Below are 23,339 nucleotides of genomic sequence, written 5' to 3'. Positions count from 1 at the left end.
AGCAGAATATGTCAATGCACAAATAGATCACCAAAAGCATCAACATCCTTAGCCGAACCAATGCCGCTGTTATATTCCACCCAGCCCTTACGCCCCTCACCATCATTGTCATTGACCAATAACGAAAATTTCAGCTTCATTCCTGGCTTCACCTGTACATCGTCGGATTTTAGTTCACGCCAGGGAATGGCTAGTTCGTAACTGGTTTTTGAATCTTTACGTTCCACGGCATACTGTAATTCTATAGCATCACCCAAATTAAACCCCTTTGGTGCCAACCAGCACCATTTGAGTAATTCGCCCGTATCTCCGCGAGCCACACCGAGTTCATGGTACTCAGAAGGCACCGTTCCATCCCCGTTAGCAATGCCAATTCCAATCTGGATGCTATCCCCACTCCAGATGGCATCTCCTGATGCTGACTGTGCGTGATAATCATCGATAACTTCTACCCCAAGGTAAAGATTGTCGGCATCCCATGCTAAGGAACCCTTGACGCTGAGATCCTGCTCTCCTTGCCAGCCCATGATTTTGACATCCTTCACATCAAAGGGAGCTTGATTCCCCCAGTCCGACAAGTTGCCATCGATTTGGACAGGCGGACTGAGTTTCGGCAACAGAAGCACGTTAGAAGAATCAACTGTCGATTGCAATAAGGTACCTATATCATTAAAAACTTTAAGCGACCGCTGGCCTCTTGCCAGCTCAGGAATCTCAAGACGAACGCTCTTACCCGGCTCCAGATTTTCCACAGTCGAAGCATAAGTACCTCGGGTAGATCGTCCCGTCTCATAATCAGCTTCCACTGAACCGCTGAAATTGCTTGTAGATTGATTAGTAACATCCATATGGGTTTTTATCTCTTTGGCAGACTCCTCATAAAAGGTCTCGTAATACACTGCCAGCGGGTCGATTACGTTGATATTCATAGTGAAGCTTGATGCCGCTGTAGGATCTGCACCCCGAGAGACGAACAGCGAATCGTTTCCGCGCACCAAGCTTTCCGGAACCTGTATCCGCAGCGAACCTTCTTCTTCTCCATTAAGCAGCCATCCCTCTGGCAAATCGATATTAAGCGGCTCCTTCGATGCGCTGCGATAAGCTTCAGGCAGCTTAATATCAAAAGCAGAACCAGAAGCAACCGTGATCCCCGAATTTTCCGGAAGACTCGCAAGGTCCGAACTGTTCATGACATTCCACAGAAAATGTGCTGTCGTCTCCATAATTTCATCGATGTATTTTTCATTTTTATAATCATGTCCGACTCCCTCCATCGTGAGCAGATTATGGTAAATACCTTTCTCTTTCAATTGAGCGGCTAGGTCAACACTATGCTGGTACGGCACCATTTTATCTATCGTTCCATGAATAATTAGGACAGGCGGCAGCTTGTTGTCAGCACTTCTTGTCAGTTCACCACCATAAATATCTATAATAGAAAATACAGACTTAACCAGGGAGGGATCTTTTGCTAAGGATAGATTCACAAAGTTCATGGCCAGATGACCTCCTGCTGAATCTCCGCCAATAACTATACTTTCCTTGTTCAATCCATAAGTCTCCGCATGCTGATTAATCCATTTGATCACATCATTTATATCCTCATTAGCATCATTAAGTGTGCGAGTAAAATTGAAAAACGGATCTTTTTTTAGCCTATAATCAATAGTGAGAACAGCATACCCCCGTTTCGCCAGGCCTTCGGAAAAATCTGCTGCATCAGACTTATCCCCTCCGGTATAACCTCCGCCATGAATAAAAATAAATACTGGCCTCTGATTGGTATCGTCTCCAATGGGCTGGTACAAATCGAGCTTCAGCGGTTCTTCAGCATCCGTCTCGTTTTTCTTACTTGCATACAAAATATCGTGTTTCACTGTAACTTTATATGCGGGATCCAAGTACTGCACCGGAGTTTCTCTGTTATTTACAGTAACGTTAGCCATTGTTGTGTTAGTATCAACAATACTCGTAGGCAGCACTTCCTGCACTTGCTTCTCCGAGGCGCTGTTATTTTCCCGGTGATTCAGCAGCAACCATGAACCTAATACAATAAACAGAATAAGAACAACATAAATAGGCCTTCGCTTCATTAGGACAACCTCCCAGAATGATTTTGAAACCAAGAAAAGTAACGTAATGCCAATAACATCATTCTAGAATTCAAGATAGCGTTTAACAATTATGTATTCCTTCGTGAATTAGGTTTAATAATACGAATTTATAATAAAAAAAGAGGACATCCATAGGTTGGAGTGCCCTCTTATTGCGCAAGAATTAGAAAAATTCTGTCTAATCTTTGCCAAAATGCTTAATTACAACATTATTAAAAATCGCGGTGCCACCTTCAGAAAACAAGGTAATGCCTTGATCATTTATTTCCGGGAAGATTTCATTAGATAATACAATTTCACCATCATCTATAAAAACTTCAATACTTGTTCTATCCACAAGGATCTTCAGATGCACTTTTTTCTTGTTCACATCAAAGGGGGCCTTGCTTTCAAGATATCTGTCACTCTCATCAGGTTGTCCAGTGAAGGCTCGGTTAACATAAGAATATTGTCCTTCAACAAACACTCCTACGTCCACGTGGCGCGTCTTATCTGCGGATTCACGAAGTCTTAAGCCTACATTGGTAATCTCTGACCAAGATAGATCTGCATCGAGCTGGTAATTTTCGCCTGTGATATCAAGTGTTGACGAGCCGTTCACTTTTATTTGTTGCAAGGAATCCGTTGAAGTTACCATTTGATCTAATGCTTCGATGGGCTGTGATACTAACTGATACGACTGCTCTTCATCTCGTGTTAAATTTATTTGACGTACGATTGAATCCATTCCGTTAAAACCTTCGTTAAGATTGGGGGTAACATGAGGGTAATCCCAATTATTCATCCAGGCCAAAGCATATCGATGATTGTATTGATCCTTGTCCTTTCCCTCTTCAAAAGTCACAGCACCATACCAATCAAATCCATAATCTAGCCACTGTGGTTCATGATGATCCGCGATAAATTCATTCTCATTAAAATCTCCAGTCCAGTAGGCATACGTGTTAGGTTTACCTATCGACTTACCATTTGCACTGACCCCAAGAACCCATTTATAAGTGCCATCATTCGCCCGCATCATATAGAAGTCAGGACACTCTACAATTCCGATATTTTCTGTTTCGAAGCCGCTTGTGTAGTGCCAATCTTTTAAATTGTCAGACTCGTAAAAGCCCACTTTCGTACCTTCGGCTAGCGTCATCACCCATTTATGAGAATGTTGATCCCATATTACCTTCGGGTCTCTGAAATCTTCTGTGCCCGGATTTGGCAAAATAGGATCATCACTATAAGATTTAAACGTCAGCCCACGATCCGTACTGAACCATAAATATTGTTCTTGCTTCCCCGCCTCTGCAGAGGGCTGTGTTAAAATCGCCACAATAGCCCCTTCGCCAAAACCTGCTGTATTGCTCTCGTCAACAACAACAGATCCTGACCAGGGATCACCATTGGGTGTTGTATATTTTGGAATCGCAACGCCTTCATCTGCCCAGCTCACCAAATCCGTTGATGTGGCATGTCTCCATTCTGTACCATTTCCATCCGGGTAATCAGCATTATAGAGATAATAGTAATGATATTTACCATCAAAATAAATGGGTTTTTGCGGATCGTTTTTCCAATGCTCAGGTACAGTGAAATGATAGCTAGCCCGAGTGGTAGGTTTATGATCAGGAACGTCGGTCCCCGGCTTCTTCTTCTCTCCAGCGTCATAAGTTACTAATACTATCGTCACAATACAAATTAAACAAAGGATTAATATAGTGATTCCTATCATTTTTTTCTTATTCAAAATATACCTCGCTTTTTTTACATTGCTAATCTCAGCTTATAAAAAGAAAAGTAAACGCCAACTACATTGGCATTTACTTTGTAAATGATTAATACGGTTTGTTACCTTTAAGCGTCAATTGCCCTTGTTCCAAAATGCTGTTCGGTACAACTGAAGTCTTGGAGCCTTTAATATTCAGCACAAAGCTTGGGGCAAAAGTGGAATGATGATCCCCAAAGTAACCTCTATTCGTCATGTAACTTGTGATGACTACATTATTACCTTTCGCTTGCGGAATCGCAAAGTGAGCATAAGTCCAGGTAATATCATAAGGATTAAGATCTTGATGGAGGACAAGTCCTGTACCATTTAATGGTTTATACGGTCCGGTTAAAGAATTAGATACGTACCCGAGCATATAGATGTCTTCATCATCAATGCCATCAATGAACATTTTAGAACCTCTTGAGCTTGTGAACAGATACCACTTGCCATTCAATTTAAATATGTTCGCACGTTCAATTTCATCTGTCACGGTGTTGGAGGCAAGTAGCGGCTTCATTTCTTTTTTGAATGTATAATCATTATTTAATTCAATGATACCGAGCGCACCATTCGCGGTTTCCGCAGATGTTTTGTCAGCACTGCTAAGTAATTTCTTTTTCTCCGCTTGGAAGAAGGCATTGCTATTACCATAGTAAGCTTTGTTAAAAAGAGAGTCTTCACCCTGGTAACCCGTAGTTGTCCCTGTATTTGCTTCAAATACAAGATACTTGTGGCCTTTATCCTCCACATAGTGAGGATCTCTTAAGGTATGATTATCGTCGTAATCGCCTTTGCTAAAACCGGTGATATCAACACTTTGATAAATTTCACCTTGATTACCGTCATAGATGGATTTCATATCTTCTACGCCATCAATCTTAAGGGTATCCCCATCCGGGGCAGAGACATTAATTTGAGCTGTAGTTAAAGTTTGTTTCCCGTAAAATCCGCGATCTGGATCCCAAGGATGACGATTAGTGTAAAACAAGCGAACTTTGCCATCAGATGTCATGGTTGCTGAACCGGACCATTCTTCGGCTTGATTGTTTAAAACATAATCATCAGAAACAAGTTTGTCACTATCCTTAAACACTCTGCCGGCATTCTTCCAGCTGCTGATAGAGTTGTCTCCTTCTTTCTTATAGAACAAATAAATAAATGTGTCTGATCCATTATTAGGGTCGCCCGCCAGACCAAAAACAATTTGATACCCCTTATAACTGGCTACAGTTCCATCTGGATTTTGCAGCGGCCAAGTATCCCAAACATCCATTTCAATTTTGTTTCCATTCTCATCGAACTTAATGGCTGCAGGAATGTTCTCAATCGTTGAAGCATCAAATTTTGGGACTTGGAATTGTTTACTATTTTGTTGTTTGGGTAATTTCAACATGTCAGCGCGAGTGATATGAGAGAAACCATAGTCATTGTACTCCGGCTTGTTCGGCTTGTTATTTCCTTTCGCAAAGGTTTGAGTAGCTCCACCTAACATTAAAGCAGCTGTAAAGGTTAGGATTGTTGTTTGTTTAATCATTTTCTTGAAATTCATCATCTAACTCCTCTTATACTTTAAATTTGGGTTTCGATCTTCCTTTGTGCTGTTCCCCTTTTAAATTCTAATGAAGAGTAGACGTTATGAGTATGTCGTAAATTGATGCATTTACAGGGTTATATTGATTTGGTTTTATTACTTCACATGGGTATCCCACGATTTTTGAAGCTCTTGAAGCAATTGATCCCGATTAATTTGCTCTCCTACATAAGCTTGCATAAGATAGCCAAACTCCTCTCTTGCTCTGGGAGGGAATTTGAACCAATTCCAAGATAAAGTTTTCTGTTCATCGACGTATCGCATAAGATCTTTTACAAGCGCTCCCGAACGGTCCGTCTCTATATTTTTAAAAGCTGAAATAAAATGAAAGCGATCCTTCATGAACTTTTTCCCTGTTTCCGAGGAAACCATCCAGTTCAAAAACTTTTTGGCTTCCTTCTTCTTTTCTGGCGAAGATTCTTTATTCACAGCCCAATTATTAGATACCCCTACTGGCAACGCATTGTTTTCGGCACTATCATTAATAGGCATGGGTAAAAAACCGATATTCATATTCGGCGATATTTGATCAATTTTAGACTGAACCCAATTCCCTTGTTTTAGAATCGCCGTTCTCCCTGTTGCAAATAACTCAACTTCCGAATTATAATCTGTTGTCAAAAAATTTTCGTTACCATATTGTACGGTCAAATCCAGCATCCGAATGACATCTTTCACTTCCTTATTCTCTCGAAAAGATTGTGTTCCGTTGTTTAACCCTTGAATAAAAGCATCCGGGTCCTCCTGTTGTGCAATAGCAATATTCAACAGGAGTACAAAAAACCAATGATCGGAATACCCAACAGAAAAAGGAGTCACACCTATAGCCTTCAGCTTTTTCGCCGCCACTTTTAATTCCGTAAACGTTGTTGGGAGAGGAGTAATCCCAGCCTTTGCGAATAAGTCCTTATTATAAATAAAACCGTAGCCTTCAAAATTGATCGGCATCCCGTATATTTTCCCGTCCATCTTCATCGGTTCTAGCGCCTCGTCATAAGCCTGTTCCACCCAAGGTTGATCCGATAAATCCTCAAGATATCTACTCCATGCCTTCGCTTCTTCATAACCGCCATTTGGAAAAATATCCGGACCAACATTGGCCGCAAACCTCGCCTTTAGCTCATCAAGGTAGTTAGCTCCTCCGCCAAAGGTTAGAATTTCCACGTTAATATTCGGGTTTTCCTTTTCATATTCCTTAACCATCTGCTCGAATTCTATAGAAATTTCCACTTTAGGATTCAGTACCTCCAAAGTGACTGTCTTATCCGCTACCTTCAAATCCGCTTCCTTCAGTGGACGTGTATGCGCACCACATGAAGAAAGCGTTAGCGTAATCAACCCCACGATAATCATTTGAACCCTTTTTATTTTCATAATTCCCCCAGATGCATTCAACAATGAACTTATGTATTGGCTATCCTGACTTCCGCGTCTATTTCTCTTGCTCCCTGTGAATTACGATATTCAGCAGGCGTCATACCGACGTTTTTTTTGAACAGCTTAGAGAAATAAATCTCATCTTGATACCCTAGCTTTAAGGCAATCGAGTACATCTTTTCATCCGATTCTAGTAACCACTGTTTCGCTTGATTTATTCGTAAATGAATGACGTAATTAGTAAGAGTCATCCCTACTTCTTGCTTAAATCTCCGCGAGATATGTTCTCGGCTCAGAAAAAAACGGGTGGATAATTTGTCCAAACTTAGCTCTTCCATATAATGCTCATCAACAAATGCGACAATATCATTCATACGCCTAACATCATCTAAATCCGCCAAACGATGGATTGCTCTAAAATTTTGTTCAGCCATAGACCTTTGTACAGATTGAAAAGATAACGATATCTCTGCGAGCGATTGGATGGAGGGGCCACTAACCAAACGAACAGGTATATCAAAATGCTGGGTAATCCATTCCTCTATCGGGAAAAACTGTCCATGAAGGGACAGAATCACACAGACATTAGGATCATTTTGAAGCGTAAATGCATTTCCCCACTCCCGTGTAGCCAGTTCTTCGGTCAAAAGCTGAATGTATGGCTCCGAATAATGAGATTGGTAAAAATACATCATGGTGAAGTCGTATACTTCTGCCTGTGGGAGAGCCGAGGCAATTTCGCCTGCATCAAAAGCTTCACCGTTACAAGCAGCAGTAATCTCCCTGTTTAAGCGAAACATTTTTACCTCTTCATAAAATCCGGACTCCATATTGCGACGTTCTCCCTCTTCTTGTTCCCAGGCTCTCAACGCCCCTTCTAAAGTTTCATTCAGCATTTTCTCTTCAATTGGCTTCATCAAATAATCAAAGCATCCCAGCTTAAACGCTTTACGCATGAAACAATAATCGTCAAACCCTGAAATCATAATCACTTTTCCCGGATAGTCTTTAGCAGCCAACCACTCGATTAACTCCATCCCGCTATTTTTGGGCATTTTGACATCTGTCATTATGATTTCTGGAGATTTCTGCTCAATCAACGCCTTAGCCTCGAGACCATTTCTGGCTTCCAGCACTTCGGTAATCCCGTATTGTTCCCACCGTCCCAAAAAACGGATGATTTTTCTAACATTAGACTCATCATCTACAATAAGAGCTTTCATAAACGTTACTTCTCCTTTAGGTAGAGTGGAATTACTAGCCGTACAGTGAACCCTTGTCCCTGCATCGAATCTAGTTTGATTCCCGCTGTCTGATCGAAATGAAGAACCAAGCGATCATGAATGTTTTTTAACCCGATATGTGCAAAAGAAGGATTGCCTTCGTTAACCGGTGTGTAGAGATTATTTTTTAATGCCTCAAGTTCATCATCCGTCACGCTGTTTCCGTTATTTTCTACGACTAGATTCAAATATTCACCTTGTATTTCACCATAAATATGGATGTAAGCTTGTTCATAGCCCTCGTCATAACAGTGCTTAAAAAAGTTCTCAACGAGCGGCTGCAAGATCATACTAGGAACCGGAAGATCAAGAATATCTTTAGGTACATCAATGGAATAGCTAAAATCAGTCTGAAAACGTTCCGCTTGAAGATTCAAATAAGCCTGAACATAATCCACTTCACTTTGAACCGTCGCCTTCTGATCCACACGAATCGAGTACCGCATCATTTTGGATAAAGAGGTAATCAGTTGATATACTTTTGGAGATTCAGAGAGTAGGGCAACAGCAGCAATGGATTGTAAAGAATTAAATAAAAAGTGCGGATTGATCTGCGACTTTAGCGCCCTATGCTGATTTTTCCTGTTCTCAATCTCAAGCTTATACTCCCGGTCAATGTGACGGTTGATCCGATTCATCATCTCCTTGATATGTCTTTCTAGAATACCGATTTCGTCCTCCCGCATATCGTCGAATGGGGCATTCATATTCCTCCCCTCGATACGCTGGACTTTTTGACTAAGCAGTTTTATCGGCCGTGTAAATCCATATGAAATGATTGTTATCATAATCAAGCCCAGTCCACCTACAACCACACCTACAATGATGTTTGTATAGGCGGTTTTCCTTACATCTTCAAATAAAAAAGAGCTCGGGGTTACCTTAGCAAAATGCCACTCTTTTATAGGTTCCTGCAATGTTCTAGTAAACACAATATCTCCTTCTGGAGATTTAGCAGCTGCCTGTGCTGGACTTATTTTCCTTTGCAGTTCATCGGGAAAGGTTTTGCCTATCCATGTTTCATCACTTGCGTAAATGACATGATTTTCCGCATCGGAAAGCCATACGCTCTCTTTATTTTTCTGTAGAAAATGATTAGCGATATGAGCAATCTTGTCCAAATCAATATCTATAGTGATGACGCCCAGAAATTCCTGTGTTAGGACATCCACAATTTTGTGATGAACCGTCAAGACCATCGTTTTATCCGAAGGAGGCATAATGGAGGTGTCGTTATAGTTCTCAATCGGATGCGGAGCTTCAATAAGATCATTGCTATTAGAGCTCATCAGCTTCTGAATGGAAGCTTGCTGTAATAAACCCGGATTCCTTTTACGGGAACTTAACATGGCATTATAAACTGTAAATGAGCTTTTCCCTTCGTTTATGAATAAACGGATCTGACGAATTTCACTCCTCATGAGATAGAAGTTAGTCATACCCTTATTAATTTCAAGCTGCTTGTAATAAAAATCTTCTTCTAACCCTTCTTCAAACACCCTGAATAAGTCTGGATTTCGGTATAAAATATATGGAAGATTAATGATTTCATCAAAATATTGCTCTAGATCGGCTGACGCCTGCTGAATTTGCTCTTGGCTGTTCTCAAGTTCATGTCGTTCCACATTCTCTTTCGTCTGCCGATAGATCAACAACACGGATAAAAAATACGGTAGAATTATAAACACAAGCAGCAAGAATAATAAGCGCTTATGAATGCTTTTCAAATAAATACTCCTCTGTAAAAATTTCGGTTTTCAGCAAAAAATCTAATATCAGGTTTTATATTTTCACAAATATCCAACACAAAATCAAAATACTTGTTGCTGAGCAACAAGTATTTTTGCCGGATCAATATATGACAAACGCCAATCGTTTATTACCCAAATTATATCCATATGAAACAACCGTAAAGAAATTTCCGCAAATTAATCAGCTATTTGAAAATTGAAATAATTCCCTGCACAATGGGCTTCCAAAGATGTGGATATTCTTGCTGAATTAACTTTCTTACCTCCTCCCCCTTGATGTCGTTGAAATTATTATCTTGAGTAATAAAGGTATAAGCACCTTTTACGGTATCCCCTATAGCTATATGCCCGCTTGCATATCCACCCATTGCAATATGCGAAGCGATAGAGAGACCACCCAAGGAGAACATACCTACAGCTAAACCTCCAACAGCAAATATCCCCAATGCTATTCCACCAACAGCCATTGTACCCGCCGCAATGCCCCCAACGGCTAACAAAAGCCCTAGAGCCAGACCTGCAAAACTGATGAGTCCTAAAGCAAGCGCACCTAAACATAATCCGCCCAAAGCAACAATACCAATGGATACCGCACCAATCGCAACATTACCTATGGCAATAACCCCTTTGGCAACGTATAGCCCCCGTCCGATATGGATATGAACCAGAGGAATTCCAAAGCATGTTCTCTTACTTTTGTACTCATAATGAAATAAGGAATTCAGATCTACATATACGGGGCTTGCGACATGCTCTGCTTTGGTATCGCTTGAAGCATCCTTCACCAGATGATCCAAACTTACGTGAAATAATTCACTTAAACTAATCATCTTATCCATTTCGGGATAGGATTGACCTGATTCCCACTTAGACACGGCTTGCCGCGAAACACCAATCACCTCGGCCAAGTTCTCCTGGGACATTCCTCTCTGTTTCCTATAGCTTTGCAATTTATTTGCAAAGTCCATTCGCCATCACCTCATGCTCATCATATTATAACGTTCTGTAATTGACTACCTATCTCCCCTTACATACTGTCAACCACTGGTTGCAAAGCTGATTTTACGGGCTTTTATCCTCATTAAACGTTCTTGATTCCCATTCTCCCTGTTTCCGGGCAAGACGATAGCGTATAATATACGAAATAGAATATTCATCAGAGGAGACTATAAAACCATGAAATTGAGTATGAATTGGATTACGCTTCGGGTCCGCGATCTGGAGGCTTCCCTTCATTTTTATAACCGGATACTGGGGCTACCCATTGAGCGTAGATTTGAGAGCAGTGGAAAACAGATCGTCATGTTAGGTCTGGAAGGGCAACCCAAGATCGAACTTATTCAGGGAAGTGACCCGGCTTTGAAGCCGGAATGTGGCGTTTCTGTGGGTTTCGAAGTGGAGTCACTTGATGAAGCGATGGAGAGTTTAAAAAGCCAAGGTATCCCAGTAGCGCGCGGACCAATCGCACCCAATCCCCACCTGCGGTTCTTTTATATCCTGGACCCGGACGGGTTTGAGGTGCAGTTAGCGGAGCATAACTAACGTTTATCAAGCGTTATTACCTCAAAAAGAAATAGACCGCCCTAACCAAAGGTAGCGGTCTATTCTGCCGTAAGCCTAACCCCCACTCTTAAAGCAAGGCTTTATTTAACAGTTTTAGTTGATCTTTTTTCAGTGAAAAAGTAAACCAAATCCAATAGCGGCAGGATCACTCCGATGAGTGAAGCGAAGGTCCATCCCCCATAGGCATAAGCCCAACTACCCAAAGATGATCCAACGGCTCCACCCACGAAGAAAATCGCCATAAAGATCCCATTAAGACGTCCCCTCGCTTCACTTCCCAATGAATAAATCACACGCTGTCCGAGTACAAGATTTCCGGATACGGCCATATCCAATGTAATCGCGGAAATAAAGAGCAGAATGAGAGCAAAAGTTGAGTGGCTATGGAAAAGATGAATTAGTAAAAAAGACAAGGTGGCAATGATCATGGCCAGCCCGGTTAACCATTTACTCCAACCTTTATCTGCCAGTCTTCCAGCAATCGGCGCGGCTACAGCCCCACCAACACCTACTAAAGCAAACCATGCGATCCCTTGCTGCGACATTCCAAAATCATCCGCCAACCGCAACGGAACCACCGTCCAAAAGAGACTAAAAGCTCCAAATAAACAAGCTTGATATAAGGCACGTCGGCGCAATATAGGCGTTTGTTTTAAAAGGGTGCCTAAAGAGACAATTAATTTACTATAGCTTACCGAAGGTGCAGGTTTACGTTCAGGAAGAAATCGCGACAGAAGAATGGCTAACAACGTGATAACGACCGCTGAAAAAATAAACACGGCTTTCCATCCCCAGATGCTGGTGATAAAGCTTGCCACGGGCCGGGCAAACATAATACCAAGTAAAAGTCCACTCATAACATTACCAACCACACGCCCACGCTGCTCTTCAGACGCTAAATAGGTGGCATAAGGCACCAGGATTTGAGCTACCACAGAACCGGTTCCTATAAACAAAGATGCTGTCAGGAACAAAGGCGCATTAGCTGCGAAGGCTGCAACCAGCAATGCACCGACTGCAACCATTAACGTGATTATCGTGAGACGCCGATTCTCAACAATGTCACTCAGCGGCACGATAAATAACAAACCTACAACATAACCGATTTGAGTTAAAGTGACGATCAAGCCTGCGGCTGTAGAAGAAAGTCCTGTCGAGACACTGATAGGTCCGACAAGGGTTTGAGCATAATAAAGATTGGCCACGATAAGCCCGCATGCCGCTGCTAACATAAACATCATCCAACTTGAAATGTGGTTCTCTTTCGCCGCTTGTTCTTTTTGCATGTGAATCCTCCTCAGATGGTCATAATAATTTAAATACTATACGTTCAGTTCACTAATTCATGTTTAAATAATATACTGAACGTATCGTTTTGTAAATAGGCGATGGTCATTTATTTTCCCGGATTTTTTTAGTATACTGAACGTATAGTTTATATTTTGATTGGAGACAGATTAACGAAAGGGTGATTTCAGATGGAGAGTAAACGAGGACGTCCGCGTAATGTTGAGACGGAGAAGTCTATTCTTTCCGCTTCCTATGATTTGTTATTGGAAAATGGTTTTGGAGCAGTTACGGTGGAAAAAATAGCGGATCGTGCCAAGGTCAGCAAAGCTACGATATATAAATGGTGGCCTAACAAGGCTGCCGTGGTGATGGATGGATTCCTATCCTCCGCTGCGGACAGACTGCCCGTACCTGACACAGGTTCAGTATTCGATGATATTCTCATGCATGCAACGAACTTATCCCGGTTCCTGATTAGTCGAGAGGGTAAAATCATTACGGAGATCATTGGAGAAGGACAGATGGATTCAGGCTTGGCGGAAGCTTATCGGACCCGATATTTCCAGCCTCGCCGGCTTGAGGCACGGCTGCTTATGGAACGGGGCGTTCAGCGCGGGGAATTGAAGGATAATCTCGATATTGAAGTAGTTACCGATCTTATTTACGGGCCGATATTCTACCGCTTGCTGGTGACCGGCCAACCCATAGACGATGCTTATGTGCAGCAGTTGGTGAGATACGCTTTTGAAGGAATACGGTAACTAACGGTAACGGTAAAATAGACCGCCCTCTCTCACAAGTAACCCGTTCCGTTTTGAGGTGCAAAAACCGATTTGACAGGTCAAATGACTAATAAAGTGACAGCTTAAATACAATAAAACGTCGTGAAGAGCGGTAACATTCCCCGTTCAAATCGACGTCTTTTTGTATCTTTTGATTAGGCTACGTTAAAGTTTATTGTTGATTTTCGACAAAAAGAAAACCGCCTCCTAATAAAGCGGTTTACCAATTTATCGCACCTAATTATTGGCTATTGTAATTATTGTTTGGAGGATTTTAAAATAGAATTCTGTTTTTCCCAGTCAGAGGAACCAACTTTTTGCCAATAATCACCAGTTTGCTTATCGAAAATGATAAAGTAATCACTTACTATCGTGATGAATTCATATCTGTTTTGTACGTCTTGTGTTGAAGTTTGCTTACTCGGCGTATCAACATATTCAACGTGTTTTGTTTCTAAAGATTGTGATATAAACCATGAGCTTAAAAGAAGACATATACCTAAAAATATTATTGATAAAAATTGAAAATTTTTACTCACAACACACCTCCCTAATAATGCTATACGTAATTCAAGAACAAAAAGATGTTTCCCTAAGTGTGGTATTTGTCTCATTTACAGTAAACAAGCACGAGATAACGAGCATATTATTCTTATTCGACGTTGTGTTTTCATATTCCTTGTTATCTAAATAACGAAACCAAGCCAAGTAATGTTGCATATACTTGGTTGATATACCATTAAAATAGTCAAGCCAACGATTTAAACGTCTATGATAGTTATTAACATTTTGAATGTGTTAACCCCTTTAACACGTTGGTTTCCATCCCGCTTGAAGCGGTAATGGGATAAGCCTCATATATATCAATTATCAACAATAAGTTTTAACAGAGTTTTTGATTACGAAAAGTAGATAATATCCTTGATTTCATACTTTCGTCCAGCAATACCGAGACGCTGTGCTGGCGTTAAGGGGACTTTGTCCTTCGTTTTGTATGGCATACAAAAATTGTAGAAGGTGCGAAGGATCGTAATTGCCATTTGAGCATATTTGGGATTGAAATTGGCGTAGATATAACTTTTTCCGTCGCCTCTGGCGGTCACCAAAGGACGTTCTAAAATGCTGAGACGCCTGCGCGCCATTTGAATAAAGGCATTCGTGGCATGGTCGCTAACTTGCAGTACCATCTGTACGAGTTGCTCAGGTTCATATGCCGACAAATCGGTCAAAGCATCCACTGTAAACCAGCCTTTATCTCTCGTCGGCAACGGATGTGGAAACGAGCGCTTCGCCCACCTGCGGTAGAGATTCCCTTCGACAACGATTTCTTCATCAAAACGGTGGACTTCAAATTTTTCTTTTAAGTACAGATAGGCCAATTGGCTAATGGTATCTGCTGAGACTCCGCTGCTTAGCGCCCATGCCTGTAAATCCGCCTTCCCCTCTTGAAACTCCCGAAAGGCTTGCGCTCTGGTTTTGGTCCGATCCATCTTGCATAGAAAATGATGTGCTTCGCCGATTCGCACTTCCCTTTGAAAAGCGCGGTATAATGCGGTGGAAATCGAAGAATCTTCATCGGTCACAAAACGCCATTCTTTGGCGTTAATCTTCTGTTTGAGCAGCCAAAACTGCGCAAATGTCGTATAGGTGGAATTGACATGAAGTCCGTCAATGTAGGCTTTCCGACGTTCAAACGTTTTGAATTCGTTCACATACTCTTCGGTGGTTTGTAAATCCAGGGATGTAGGGGGCTGCGGAGCAAAGGAAAATCGCAGGCGTGCATTTTTACGTGAAGATTCATCCAGATGATCATCTTTATACAACAAGGTGTCTCTTTCGATGTCGGTTAACGAAATGTCCCAGTCATAGGCTAAATCCGAAGCAAACACGTAGTGGGAATGTACATCTGCGCTTACGACAATATGAGTTTGCATGAGGTTATCTTCGAGGTTATCGTAGCGATACTTGCCATGTCCTTTTTTTCGAACGTTGTTCAAGTGATACAGAATTTTATCAGTGTTGATCCAGATCCTTTTAAAGGTCTTATCCTGCAATGGCTTCGCTTCATGCTTCTCTAGAAATTCTAGACACCGTTTATAGAGCAGTTCCAACTTTGCGTAGTAGGTACTGGAGCCGATTTCTAAAATCTCGCAGGTGCGCTTTACAGGCGTTCTAGCGGTTAAGTTTTTAGCAAACATATACAGCACTTCGTTTCGCTGCTGGTGGTAGTTAAATGATCTCCGTTGATCGGGAAGAACGTTCGTTAACTTCAGACAGGTCTTGCATTGCCACTTCTGCGAGTTACTACTGCTTGTCCCCCGTTTATAAAAGGACTTTGGTTGTTTGAGTGGGGTTAGCGCTGCATTTAAGCATGCTTCGCGATGAAAAACATACGTCTCGTCGATGTTTTGTACGCTGTTTTGGGTCACCAAACGTTTGATTTCTTCTACGGCTGCCCAGTTTGACAAGGTCACGCTGTTACACCCCCACGTCAAATAGCCCGTACGTGGCAGTGGTTCTTCTGCATTACAAACGATTCGCTGGTCTTTTTCTTTGGGATTTCCTTTTAAACGATAACGATAAATCGGTTTTCTTGTTGATTTTCCAATGATGGTTTGCGGCATGCCAAACCACCGACAAAAAGGGTTGGTGCATGTATTGAGTTGAATGGAAAAGGTCTTTCCCTTCCACACAAAAGAAGTGGGATCGTACAGTCTGCGATACTTTTTAGCAAATTGCATGGGCGCTAACTGAGGGTAGTCGCTTTTTCGCTGTTCCAATTCTTCCACACTAGGTAAAGGAACATCCACCAAGTTGTCCCTAAGCGTAGCCAATCGCTTAATTTTCCCCACTTGCGCTCTCCTTTACGGCTTCTTCTGGAAAGAGCTGCTTTGCAATTCGAGTGTTCCGCCGCTTCTTCTGAATCCATGCGATAAAGTCGGGATCATCCAAAATATTCAGTAAAAAGGTATCGACCACCTCGTCTTCACTGAAGCCTGTATATTCGGCATAAAATTTGACGGTGTGTTTGGTTCGATCGGATACCTCCCAGATGGTTTTATTGACCGTTTTTTCTTTCGGTTTAATAAATTTCATTTGCCTTATCCCTCCAAACACTGATATTATGATTTTAATAATATTAAACCGATAATGAAAATAAAACAATAACAATTGACACAGAAATTGACAGCTTTATTGACTTATGAATTGACACAGAAATTGACGTCATTTTTAAATTGTAATGAATTCATTACAATTAAATATCCCTTACCTATTTATTAGCCAATTTTCGAGAAATATTCACTACAAACGTTGATATAACAACAAAAATGGAGTGCCAAAACTGTTGCCAGTTTGCACTCCATTTGCTATGTCATTTCTATGTTTTGCACCTCAAAATGGAACGGGATACTCTCACAAGGGATCGGTCTATTTCTGATCGTAGTACTATAAAATGTCGGACTGGCGGAATGTTGAGATACAACGGACCGAGGTGCTCTTATTTTCTCATTATGGGGCGTTTTCCCAAGCTATCGGACTCCTACGCACTTATTTAGTCTTTTCAAAACAAAATACTGCTACTGGAGAGGAAATAAGTGCGCTACGGTCCGATCACTCGACTAATTTCACTAAATAAAGAAAATAAGAGCTATACAGTCCGCAGGATCATGAATGGGTGATTCGAACGGACATGAGGTTAGTTTCACTAATTAAATCAGTTTCCAAAGAAACCTTTCTGCTGCAAAATGTCTTGCGTATCGTTCCATAATTTATTTTCCATTACCTTATCTCCTCCCGGTTGTACGGGTACAATGGGATTGCCTGTCCCAACGTTAAAATATCCCCCACTGCTCTCTTGATACTTAGGATCGGTCATTAAACGAATAATGATCTCCGCTCCTTTACGAGGATCGCCAATACGAAAGAAATTCAATAAGTGCTTAAGCATCGAAGAAAACCAAAGTTCACGCCCGAGACCTGTAACGTTAAAGCCCGGATTCAATGCATGAACGCGAATTCCCGTTCCCGCCCAGCGGCGTGCAAGCTCACTGGTAAACATAATGTTTAGCAGTTTGGTTTTCCCATAAATCTCAGAAGATCCTCTGGAAGTAAAAGAAGCTGTATTGAGCAAATCTTCTGGCAACTTTAGTACTCCATGCCGGCGTGAAGCTTCCGAAGCAACATTTATAATTTTTGCATTTCCTGCTGCTCTCAAAGAACGTTCTAAGGTTTGCGTCAATAACCATGGTGCAAAATAGTTCACAGCCATCATTTCTGAGAATCCATCGGCAGTTATCCGCTGTTCAAACCCATGAAGCCCTGCGTTATTTATTAACACGTCTATCTTCGGAAAAAAACTAGATATTTCTTGTCCTAACCTAGTGACATCCCTCATTGAAGATAAATCTCCGTAGAAAAAACTAATTTCGGCTGCTGGTACGCTCTCCTTTATCATTTTTCAGTTACTTCCGAACGGGTTTTACTCCTTGCAGTTAGAACAAGATGGGCACCCTGCTTTGCCATTTCAAGTGCAACGAGTTGTCCCAAACCGCTTGTAGCTCCAGTAATTACAATAATCGGCTTTGTCATCATCTACATTCTCCTTTATATCAGGAATTCATCAGGGGCAATTTCATTTTGACAGCGTATTGTCCAAATCATATAATTGATATATATCAACTATATGTTGATGATTGACATATGTCAACTAAATAGATGTATGACAACTTTAAAATACAAGGGTAGGTGGTTAAAACAATGAATACTGAACGTAAAGACACGTTGAGAGGACAATTAGAACTGAAGCTAGGTGGACAAATTAGTGCTCTCATTAGCGCTTCGCATGCCCTAAATGTCAGAACTGCTGCCGCTTTCGATTCATCTATACAGCCTGCTGCTTTCCATATAGTCCGTTGGCTGTACTCTTATGGACCAACAAGCGCCTCTGTGTTGGCAGAATCAACGGCTATGGATCGTAGTTCAGTCAGCCGTCTCATCAAGCAACTCGAAAATTTGGGTTATGTTAGAAGAGAAGACTCTCCTAATGATCGTCGAGCCATCCTTCTTACACTCACTGAACTTGGACGACAAAAAACCTTTGATGCGCTGCAGGATAAGGAATTCATATTTTATGAGCGCATAGCTCAATGGGATAATCAACAGCTTGAAACCTTTATTCAAATGCTTCAGGAGTTTAATGGATTTAATGATAATTAATAAATGGGAACAAAAAAAGAAACAGCATCTTGCTGTTTCTTTAGATATGGATTGTCTGTAATTGGAGCCAGCAATTGTCATTGATGTTCATGTTCGGCATGTTCATTATTGCACTGCTCAACTACCTCAAAAAGAAATAGACCGCCCTCTCGCAAAGGAATGCGGTCTATTTCCTGACTAAACTTCCGAAGCCGCCGCCCTTAAAAGCGGCTATTGCACTGGGAGTCGTGTTTCCGCACGACTCTCTTTGCATTGTACGTTTTATCTACCCAAACTATACCACGATCAAAACCAAATAAAAAGTCACTCTTCCCCAAACAACAAAGAAACGGCATTTCTGCCGTTTCTTTAGGATGGACTCTCAGGGGCTCGAACCCTGGACAAATAGATTAAGAGTCTACTGCTCTACCAACTGAGCTAAGAGTCCATATGATGTTTGGTGGAGCCAAGGGGGATCGAACCCCTGACCTCATCGCTGCCAGCGATGCGCTCTCCCAGCTGAGCTATGGCCCCAAACTGAAATTTCAGATGTATGTAATCACACATTTTTTAATTTTAGTTTGGTCGTAATTGAGTTGTTCCGATAAACTCAAGCGTCGTAGGCGACTTCTATATAATATAAAAAATCGCCCTCTATGTCAACACTTTTTTTTAAATTCATTTTCCCACTCAAATTCCCCGCTCAAAACTCAGAGGAAACAAACCAGTACAAGCACTCCTAACAGACTCTAGGATTGGCTGTAACGCCCTAACTGGACAAAACCCTATAATCCCTCTAATTCTCCCGTACTCTTGGATAGCAGCCCCTTGAGTTCCTTCATGAACATATTAATATCCTTGAACTGGCGATATACGGACGCAAAACGAACGTAAGCCACTTCATCTACTGGGTAGAGCTGCTCCATCACGAATTCACCAATCTGTTGGCTTTCCACTTCCGCAACGGCGATGCCGCGCAAAGATTTCTCAACCTCGGACACGATCTTTTCTAGACGTTCCACAGAAACCGGCCGTTTCTCACAAGCACGGATGAGACCGCGGAGTATTTTATCACGACTGAATTCCTCACGGCTGCCGTCTTTTTTAATTACAATGAGTGGCGTTTCTTCAATCATTTCAAAAGTAGTGAAACGTTTGCTGCAACGCTCACATTCACGCCTACGACGGATTGACTTATTTTCATTCGCTGGTCGCGAGTCCAGCACTTTAGTATTTGTGTGATCGCAGTAAGGGCATTTCATAAGCTTCATCACTTCCTATTACATAATGGTATGGGTCCCGGCACGTTATAAATCCGGCTTTTGAACGGCTTTTTAATTATTTCCAGAAATCACCGTTTTTTTCTTGTAATGATAATGGCAAGTCCGGCACATAATACAGTTACCAACAGAGGAGGTGAACAGCAATGAGCCAAAGCAACAACTCCAATAACCTTGTAGCTCCAAATTCCCGCGGTGCCTTGGAACAACTTAAATACGAAGTTGCCCAAGAACTAGGAATCACGCTTTCCCCAGATGGTTACCAAGGCAATAAAACTTCTTATGAAAATGGTTCGATCGGTGGTTACATCACTAAACGTCTTGTAACCCTGGCAGAACAACAACTGGCAGGTCAATACAAATAACCTGACCAACATAAGCTTTTTGAAGAAGTATTAAACGACCTACAGGTCGTTTAATACTTCTTTTTATACATAACACGGTAGAAATTAAAATTCTTTGTAAATGTCCGTGTACTGATCATAGTAATAATTAACGCGCTGTACATAATGCCTGGTTTCACCAATGGGAATATCTTTAATGGTTGCATCTGTCCCATCCCAGACCCCTTCGTCCAACCAGCGTTGAACTTTTCCGGGCCCAGCATTATAGGCTGCGATAATTGCTGTACGTTTACCTTCGAACTGACGGGATAAAGTTGAAAGATACCATGTACCCAGTTCAATATTAGCCGAAGGCTCATGCTTGAGTTCTTCCATAGATACGTTTGGAAGCTTGGCCTTTTCCAGCGCCCACTTCGCGGTATCCGGCATAAGCTGCATCAGCCCTAGTGCGCCTTTTTTGGATTCTCGTCCAGTTTTGAAGTTCGTTTCTACACGAATAATCGCGGTTACAAGAAACGGGTCTATCTCATAAGTGATGCTGTGCTTGCGAATCTCATCTTTAAAATGGATGGGATAAAACCACGACATCCAGTTAGTACTCAGAAACAATATTGCCGTAAAACCCACAAATAGCAGAAGCAGTACTCTTTTTTTACGTAGCCATTTCATGATAAACCCAGCCTGTCCCAAAACACAGCAACCTGTTGCTCAGTGTACGCAAGATCGCCACTGTTGTCGATGATGTAGTCCGCTTTATTACGTTTCTGCTCAATATCCATCTGTGCATTCAATCGCGCTTCTGCTTCTTCTAAAGAGAGCCTATTACGTTCCATTAATCGAGCAATTTGCATTTCACGGGGAACGTAGACTACTACAATCTCATGGAACAGGGTCTCAAGCCCTGATTCAAAAAGAAGCGGAATATCCACAATAATAAGCCGCTTCGGCTCTTCCTGCTCCATGCTGTACATACGGTCTTTGATTTCCTGCCGGATAGCAGGATGCGTCAAATTGTTCAAGGTTTGCAGGGCCACAGGATCTTGAAAGACGATTTCACCTAATTTGGCCCTATTCAGTGTTCCATCCGGAAAAAGGATCTCTTTTCCGAATTGCTTAGCAGCAGCCGCCAACACTTCATGCCCGGGAAGCATAACTTCTCTGGCGATCACATCGGCATCAACCAGCCTCGCTCCCTTGTTCACAAGCAGTGCAGACACTGTGCTTTTTCCGGATGCGATTCCTCCGGTTAAGCCTATAATCATGTACTCACCTCATAATAGCTTCAGTATTCCCATTGCAATTAATAATAACGCTGGCAATGCGGCAGCATGCTTCATCCAGTAGTTCCCGGCAAATCTAAGTCCAGTCTTCATACCCAGCAATAGAAATGTACCACTAAACAAAGCTATTGTAAGTGATGTCCATATCGGATTGAAGCCAAGCAGCGCTGCGCCAAGTCCAGCCCCAAAAGCATCCAGAGAGAGCGCAATCCCCAGTATCATCGCTTCCATCGAAGAGATGCTTCCTGAGGCATCCATATCCGCAGAAGACGGGGTACGCAAGATCTGTACTACAATCCCCAAACGGCGAAGCTCAAGTGAAAAAACAGCTGATTTCAACGGTTCATCATTCATAACAGGTTCTGTACCCGCTTCAGAATCAGCAGCTACCTCTGCCCAAGCCTGCTCGGAAAATGAGCCCTTATCTACCGTTTCAGCTTTACGTCCGCCATCTGCATCTTTCTCTTTTTGCATCAGCATCTGAACAAGCGACCAGCATCCCATTAGCACAAGTATAACCGCACCAACTATAGAAGCTGCATTCGGAGACACTACCTTGGCAAGCAAAACCCCAACCTGCATCGATACACAGATAACTACCCCCGAACAGAGCGAGATAATCAGAACGGAGAGCAGTGGTATTTTCATTTTACGCAGCCCATATGTAATTCCTACACCAAAACCATCCAAACTCAAGGCAAACGCTAGCAATAGCAGTGAAAATAATGGGCTGAGCACCCGCAATCCCTCCTGTGTAGAACCGGAAAACTGAAATTTTATCGTTTCAGCTTCCGTTCTCTATTAAGCATTCTTCACACAGTATATGGGCGGGACAAGTAGTGGGTGCCAACCTTATTATTTCAACAAATTCAGTGAACAGTCGGACGCTGGCAATTTGGACAATAATGCGTGCCACGACCGCCTACAACCGTCTTCTCAATCATCGTTCCGCAGTTACTACACGGCTGATCTTTACGACCGTAAATCAATAGCTGCTGCTGATACGTACCGCTCTCACCTTGGCCATTAACATATGACTTAACAGATGAACCTCCGGCGTTAACCGCTTCGGCCAGCGTGCTTACAATAGCATGATGCAGCTTGTCCAATTGATTGTCCGTGAGCGCTTTGGCGCTGTCTTCAGGATGGATACCCGCACGGTGCAACGACTCATCTACATAAATATTGCCGATGCCGACGATATATTCCTGATTAAGCAGCAGCGATTTAATTTTGGTGCTTTTACCGGACACGATCTGCTTAAACCTCTCCGGTGTAAAAGAAGGCTCCAGCGGCTCCTGCCCCAGCTTATTTAAAGGCGGCAGCTGAAGATCTTCTCCCATCTGAAAAAGATGCATTGTCCCGAATTGGCGAACATCCGTGTAACGCAGCTCAGTTCCATCCGTAAAATGAAAAATCACATGTGTATGCTTGTCCAGTGGGTCATCATTTGAAAAAAGTCCGTAACGGCCCTCCATCCGTAAATGTGACACAAGCACCAGACCATCCAGCACAATACGCAAAAACTTTCCTCTTCGTTCAACTTTTACAATGCTATGACCTGCCAGCAGGTGGGCAAAAGCCTGAATATCATCCGGACGCTGAATAATCCGCGCCAACCGGACGGTTACATTCTCTATCTGCTTTCCATTAACTAACTCATTAAGTGTTCTCTTGACTGTCTCTACTTCCGGTAATTCCGGCATGATGTCTTCACCTCAACTACATT

Annotated in this window: 21 protein-coding genes, 2 tRNA genes and 2 pseudogenes; 5 read left to right on the top strand and 20 right to left on the bottom strand. The window is 42.1% G+C overall.

The window, feature by feature from the left end:
- Positions 1-11 precede the first annotated feature (11 nt).
- From MHI51_RS10070 to MHI51_RS10040, 7 genes are all read right to left on the bottom strand, one after another.
- A complete protein-coding gene (locus MHI51_RS10070) occupies positions 12-2,093 on the bottom strand; it encodes a prolyl oligopeptidase family serine peptidase (RefSeq protein WP_076276405.1) in 2,082 nt (693 codons plus the stop codon).
- A 199-nt stretch (positions 2,094-2,292) separates the two neighbouring features.
- Positions 2,293-3,849, bottom strand: a complete 1,557-nt coding sequence (locus MHI51_RS10065) for a glycoside hydrolase family 32 protein (RefSeq protein ID WP_370511623.1) — start codon at positions 3,847-3,849, stop codon at positions 2,293-2,295.
- Between the two features lie 88 nt (positions 3,850-3,937).
- Entirely contained in the window at positions 3,938-5,422 is a 1,485-nt protein-coding gene (locus MHI51_RS10060; protein ID WP_076276442.1) for a glycoside hydrolase family 68 protein, read from the bottom strand.
- 138 nt (positions 5,423-5,560) lie between these two features.
- Complete coding sequence (locus MHI51_RS10055; protein ID WP_341001941.1) at positions 5,561-6,838, bottom strand: ABC transporter substrate-binding protein; 1,278 nt, start codon at positions 6,836-6,838, stop codon at positions 5,561-5,563.
- Between the two features lie 29 nt (positions 6,839-6,867).
- Positions 6,868-8,064: a helix-turn-helix domain-containing protein gene (locus MHI51_RS10050; protein WP_340393871.1), complete on the bottom strand. Its 1,197-nt coding sequence runs from the start codon at positions 8,062-8,064 to the stop codon at positions 6,868-6,870.
- A gap of 5 nt (positions 8,065-8,069) precedes the next feature.
- Positions 8,070-9,851: a sensor histidine kinase gene (locus MHI51_RS10045; RefSeq protein ID WP_405173829.1), complete on the bottom strand. Its 1,782-nt coding sequence runs from the start codon at positions 9,849-9,851 to the stop codon at positions 8,070-8,072.
- 209 nt (positions 9,852-10,060) lie between these two features.
- The gene (locus tag MHI51_RS10040; RefSeq protein WP_036679206.1) at positions 10,061-10,843 is read right to left on the bottom strand and encodes a helix-turn-helix domain-containing protein; all 783 of its coding nucleotides are present in this window, start codon (positions 10,841-10,843) and stop codon (positions 10,061-10,063) included.
- A gap of 208 nt (positions 10,844-11,051) precedes the next feature.
- On the opposite strand from MHI51_RS10040, the gene MHI51_RS10035 reads away from it, so the two are divergent.
- The gene (locus MHI51_RS10035; protein ID WP_051491055.1) at positions 11,052-11,417 is read left to right on the top strand and encodes a VOC family protein; all 366 of its coding nucleotides are present in this window, start codon (positions 11,052-11,054) and stop codon (positions 11,415-11,417) included.
- A gap of 101 nt (positions 11,418-11,518) precedes the next feature.
- Here MHI51_RS10035 and MHI51_RS10030 read toward each other — a convergent pair whose 3' ends face one another.
- Positions 11,519-12,724, bottom strand: coding sequence for an MFS transporter (locus MHI51_RS10030; protein WP_076276408.1), 1,206 nt, complete (start codon positions 12,722-12,724; stop codon positions 11,519-11,521).
- A 192-nt stretch (positions 12,725-12,916) separates the two neighbouring features.
- Between MHI51_RS10030 and MHI51_RS10025 the strand changes: the two genes are divergently transcribed.
- A complete protein-coding gene (locus tag MHI51_RS10025; RefSeq protein ID WP_076184291.1) occupies positions 12,917-13,489 on the top strand; it encodes a TetR/AcrR family transcriptional regulator in 573 nt (190 codons plus the stop codon).
- A gap of 278 nt (positions 13,490-13,767) precedes the next feature.
- Here the strand turns inward: MHI51_RS10025 and MHI51_RS10020 are convergent, their stop codons facing one another.
- From MHI51_RS10020 to MHI51_RS10000, 5 genes and pseudogenes are all read right to left on the bottom strand, one after another.
- The gene (locus MHI51_RS10020; protein ID WP_256718965.1) at positions 13,768-14,049 is read right to left on the bottom strand and encodes a hypothetical protein; all 282 of its coding nucleotides are present in this window, start codon (positions 14,047-14,049) and stop codon (positions 13,768-13,770) included.
- Positions 14,050-14,124: 75 nt separating this feature from the next.
- Positions 14,125-14,364 (bottom strand): annotated as a pseudogene (locus MHI51_RS10015) (IS1595 family transposase); the annotation flags it as partial.
- 45 nt (positions 14,365-14,409) lie between these two features.
- Positions 14,410-16,362 (bottom strand): insertion element protein, encoded by a 1,953-nt coding sequence (locus MHI51_RS10010; RefSeq protein WP_076220686.1) that lies wholly within the window; start codon positions 16,360-16,362, stop codon positions 14,410-14,412.
- Positions 16,349-16,606: a hypothetical protein gene (locus tag MHI51_RS10005; protein ID WP_076220685.1), complete on the bottom strand. Its 258-nt coding sequence runs from the start codon at positions 16,604-16,606 to the stop codon at positions 16,349-16,351. Before MHI51_RS10005 ends, MHI51_RS10010 begins: the two co-directional genes overlap by 14 nt.
- Before the next feature lie 619 nt (positions 16,607-17,225).
- Positions 17,226-18,103, bottom strand: a pseudogene (locus MHI51_RS10000) (SDR family NAD(P)-dependent oxidoreductase).
- Between the two features lie 165 nt (positions 18,104-18,268).
- Between MHI51_RS10000 and MHI51_RS09995 the strand changes: the two are divergent.
- Together MHI51_RS09995 and MHI51_RS09990 are read left to right on the top strand one after the other, a co-directional pair.
- Positions 18,269-18,727, top strand: a complete 459-nt coding sequence (locus MHI51_RS09995; RefSeq protein ID WP_076191189.1) for a MarR family winged helix-turn-helix transcriptional regulator — start codon at positions 18,269-18,271, stop codon at positions 18,725-18,727.
- Between the two features lie 74 nt (positions 18,728-18,801).
- Complete coding sequence (locus MHI51_RS09990) at positions 18,802-18,867, top strand: putative holin-like toxin (RefSeq protein WP_367946865.1); 66 nt, start codon at positions 18,802-18,804, stop codon at positions 18,865-18,867.
- 214 nt (positions 18,868-19,081) lie between these two features.
- Here the strand turns inward: MHI51_RS09990 and MHI51_RS09985 are convergent.
- The 3 genes from MHI51_RS09985 to nrdR form a co-directional block, all read right to left on the bottom strand.
- Positions 19,082-19,154, bottom strand: a tRNA-Lys gene (locus MHI51_RS09985).
- Positions 19,155-19,164: 10 nt separating this feature from the next.
- Positions 19,165-19,240: transfer RNA gene (locus MHI51_RS09980), tRNA-Ala, on the bottom strand.
- A 251-nt stretch (positions 19,241-19,491) separates the two neighbouring features.
- A complete protein-coding gene (gene nrdR / locus MHI51_RS09975) occupies positions 19,492-19,968 on the bottom strand; it encodes a transcriptional regulator NrdR (RefSeq protein ID WP_036678976.1) in 477 nt (158 codons plus the stop codon).
- Positions 19,969-20,132: 164 nt separating this feature from the next.
- Between nrdR and MHI51_RS09970 the strand changes: the two genes are divergently transcribed.
- On the top strand, positions 20,133-20,351 hold the full coding sequence (locus MHI51_RS09970; RefSeq protein WP_036678974.1) for an alpha/beta-type small acid-soluble spore protein: 219 nt from the start codon (positions 20,133-20,135) through the stop codon (positions 20,349-20,351).
- An 84-nt stretch (positions 20,352-20,435) separates the two neighbouring features.
- Here MHI51_RS09970 and MHI51_RS09965 read toward each other — a convergent pair whose 3' ends face one another.
- From MHI51_RS09965 to mutM, 4 genes are all read right to left on the bottom strand, one after another.
- Positions 20,436-20,999: a lytic transglycosylase domain-containing protein gene (locus tag MHI51_RS09965; protein WP_076124928.1), complete on the bottom strand. Its 564-nt coding sequence runs from the start codon at positions 20,997-20,999 to the stop codon at positions 20,436-20,438.
- Positions 20,996-21,592, bottom strand: coding sequence for a dephospho-CoA kinase (gene coaE / locus MHI51_RS09960; protein WP_076220141.1), 597 nt, complete (start codon positions 21,590-21,592; stop codon positions 20,996-20,998). The genes MHI51_RS09965 and coaE overlap by 4 nt, the downstream gene beginning before the upstream one ends.
- Before the next feature lie 9 nt (positions 21,593-21,601).
- Positions 21,602-22,348: a manganese efflux pump gene (locus tag MHI51_RS09955; RefSeq protein WP_076124925.1), complete on the bottom strand. Its 747-nt coding sequence runs from the start codon at positions 22,346-22,348 to the stop codon at positions 21,602-21,604.
- A 131-nt stretch (positions 22,349-22,479) separates the two neighbouring features.
- The gene (gene mutM, locus MHI51_RS09950) at positions 22,480-23,316 is read right to left on the bottom strand and encodes a DNA-formamidopyrimidine glycosylase (RefSeq protein WP_076124923.1); all 837 of its coding nucleotides are present in this window, start codon (positions 23,314-23,316) and stop codon (positions 22,480-22,482) included.
- Between the last annotated feature and the right edge of the window lie 23 nt (positions 23,317-23,339).

The organism is Paenibacillus sp. FSL H8-0260 (assembly GCF_045040625.1).
Taxonomy (GTDB): Bacteria; Bacillota; Bacilli; order Paenibacillales; family Paenibacillaceae; genus Paenibacillus_AQ; species Paenibacillus_AQ odorifer.
The sequence above is the reverse complement of the archived record's forward strand: the minus strand, read 5'-3'. Positions and strand labels throughout refer to the sequence as shown.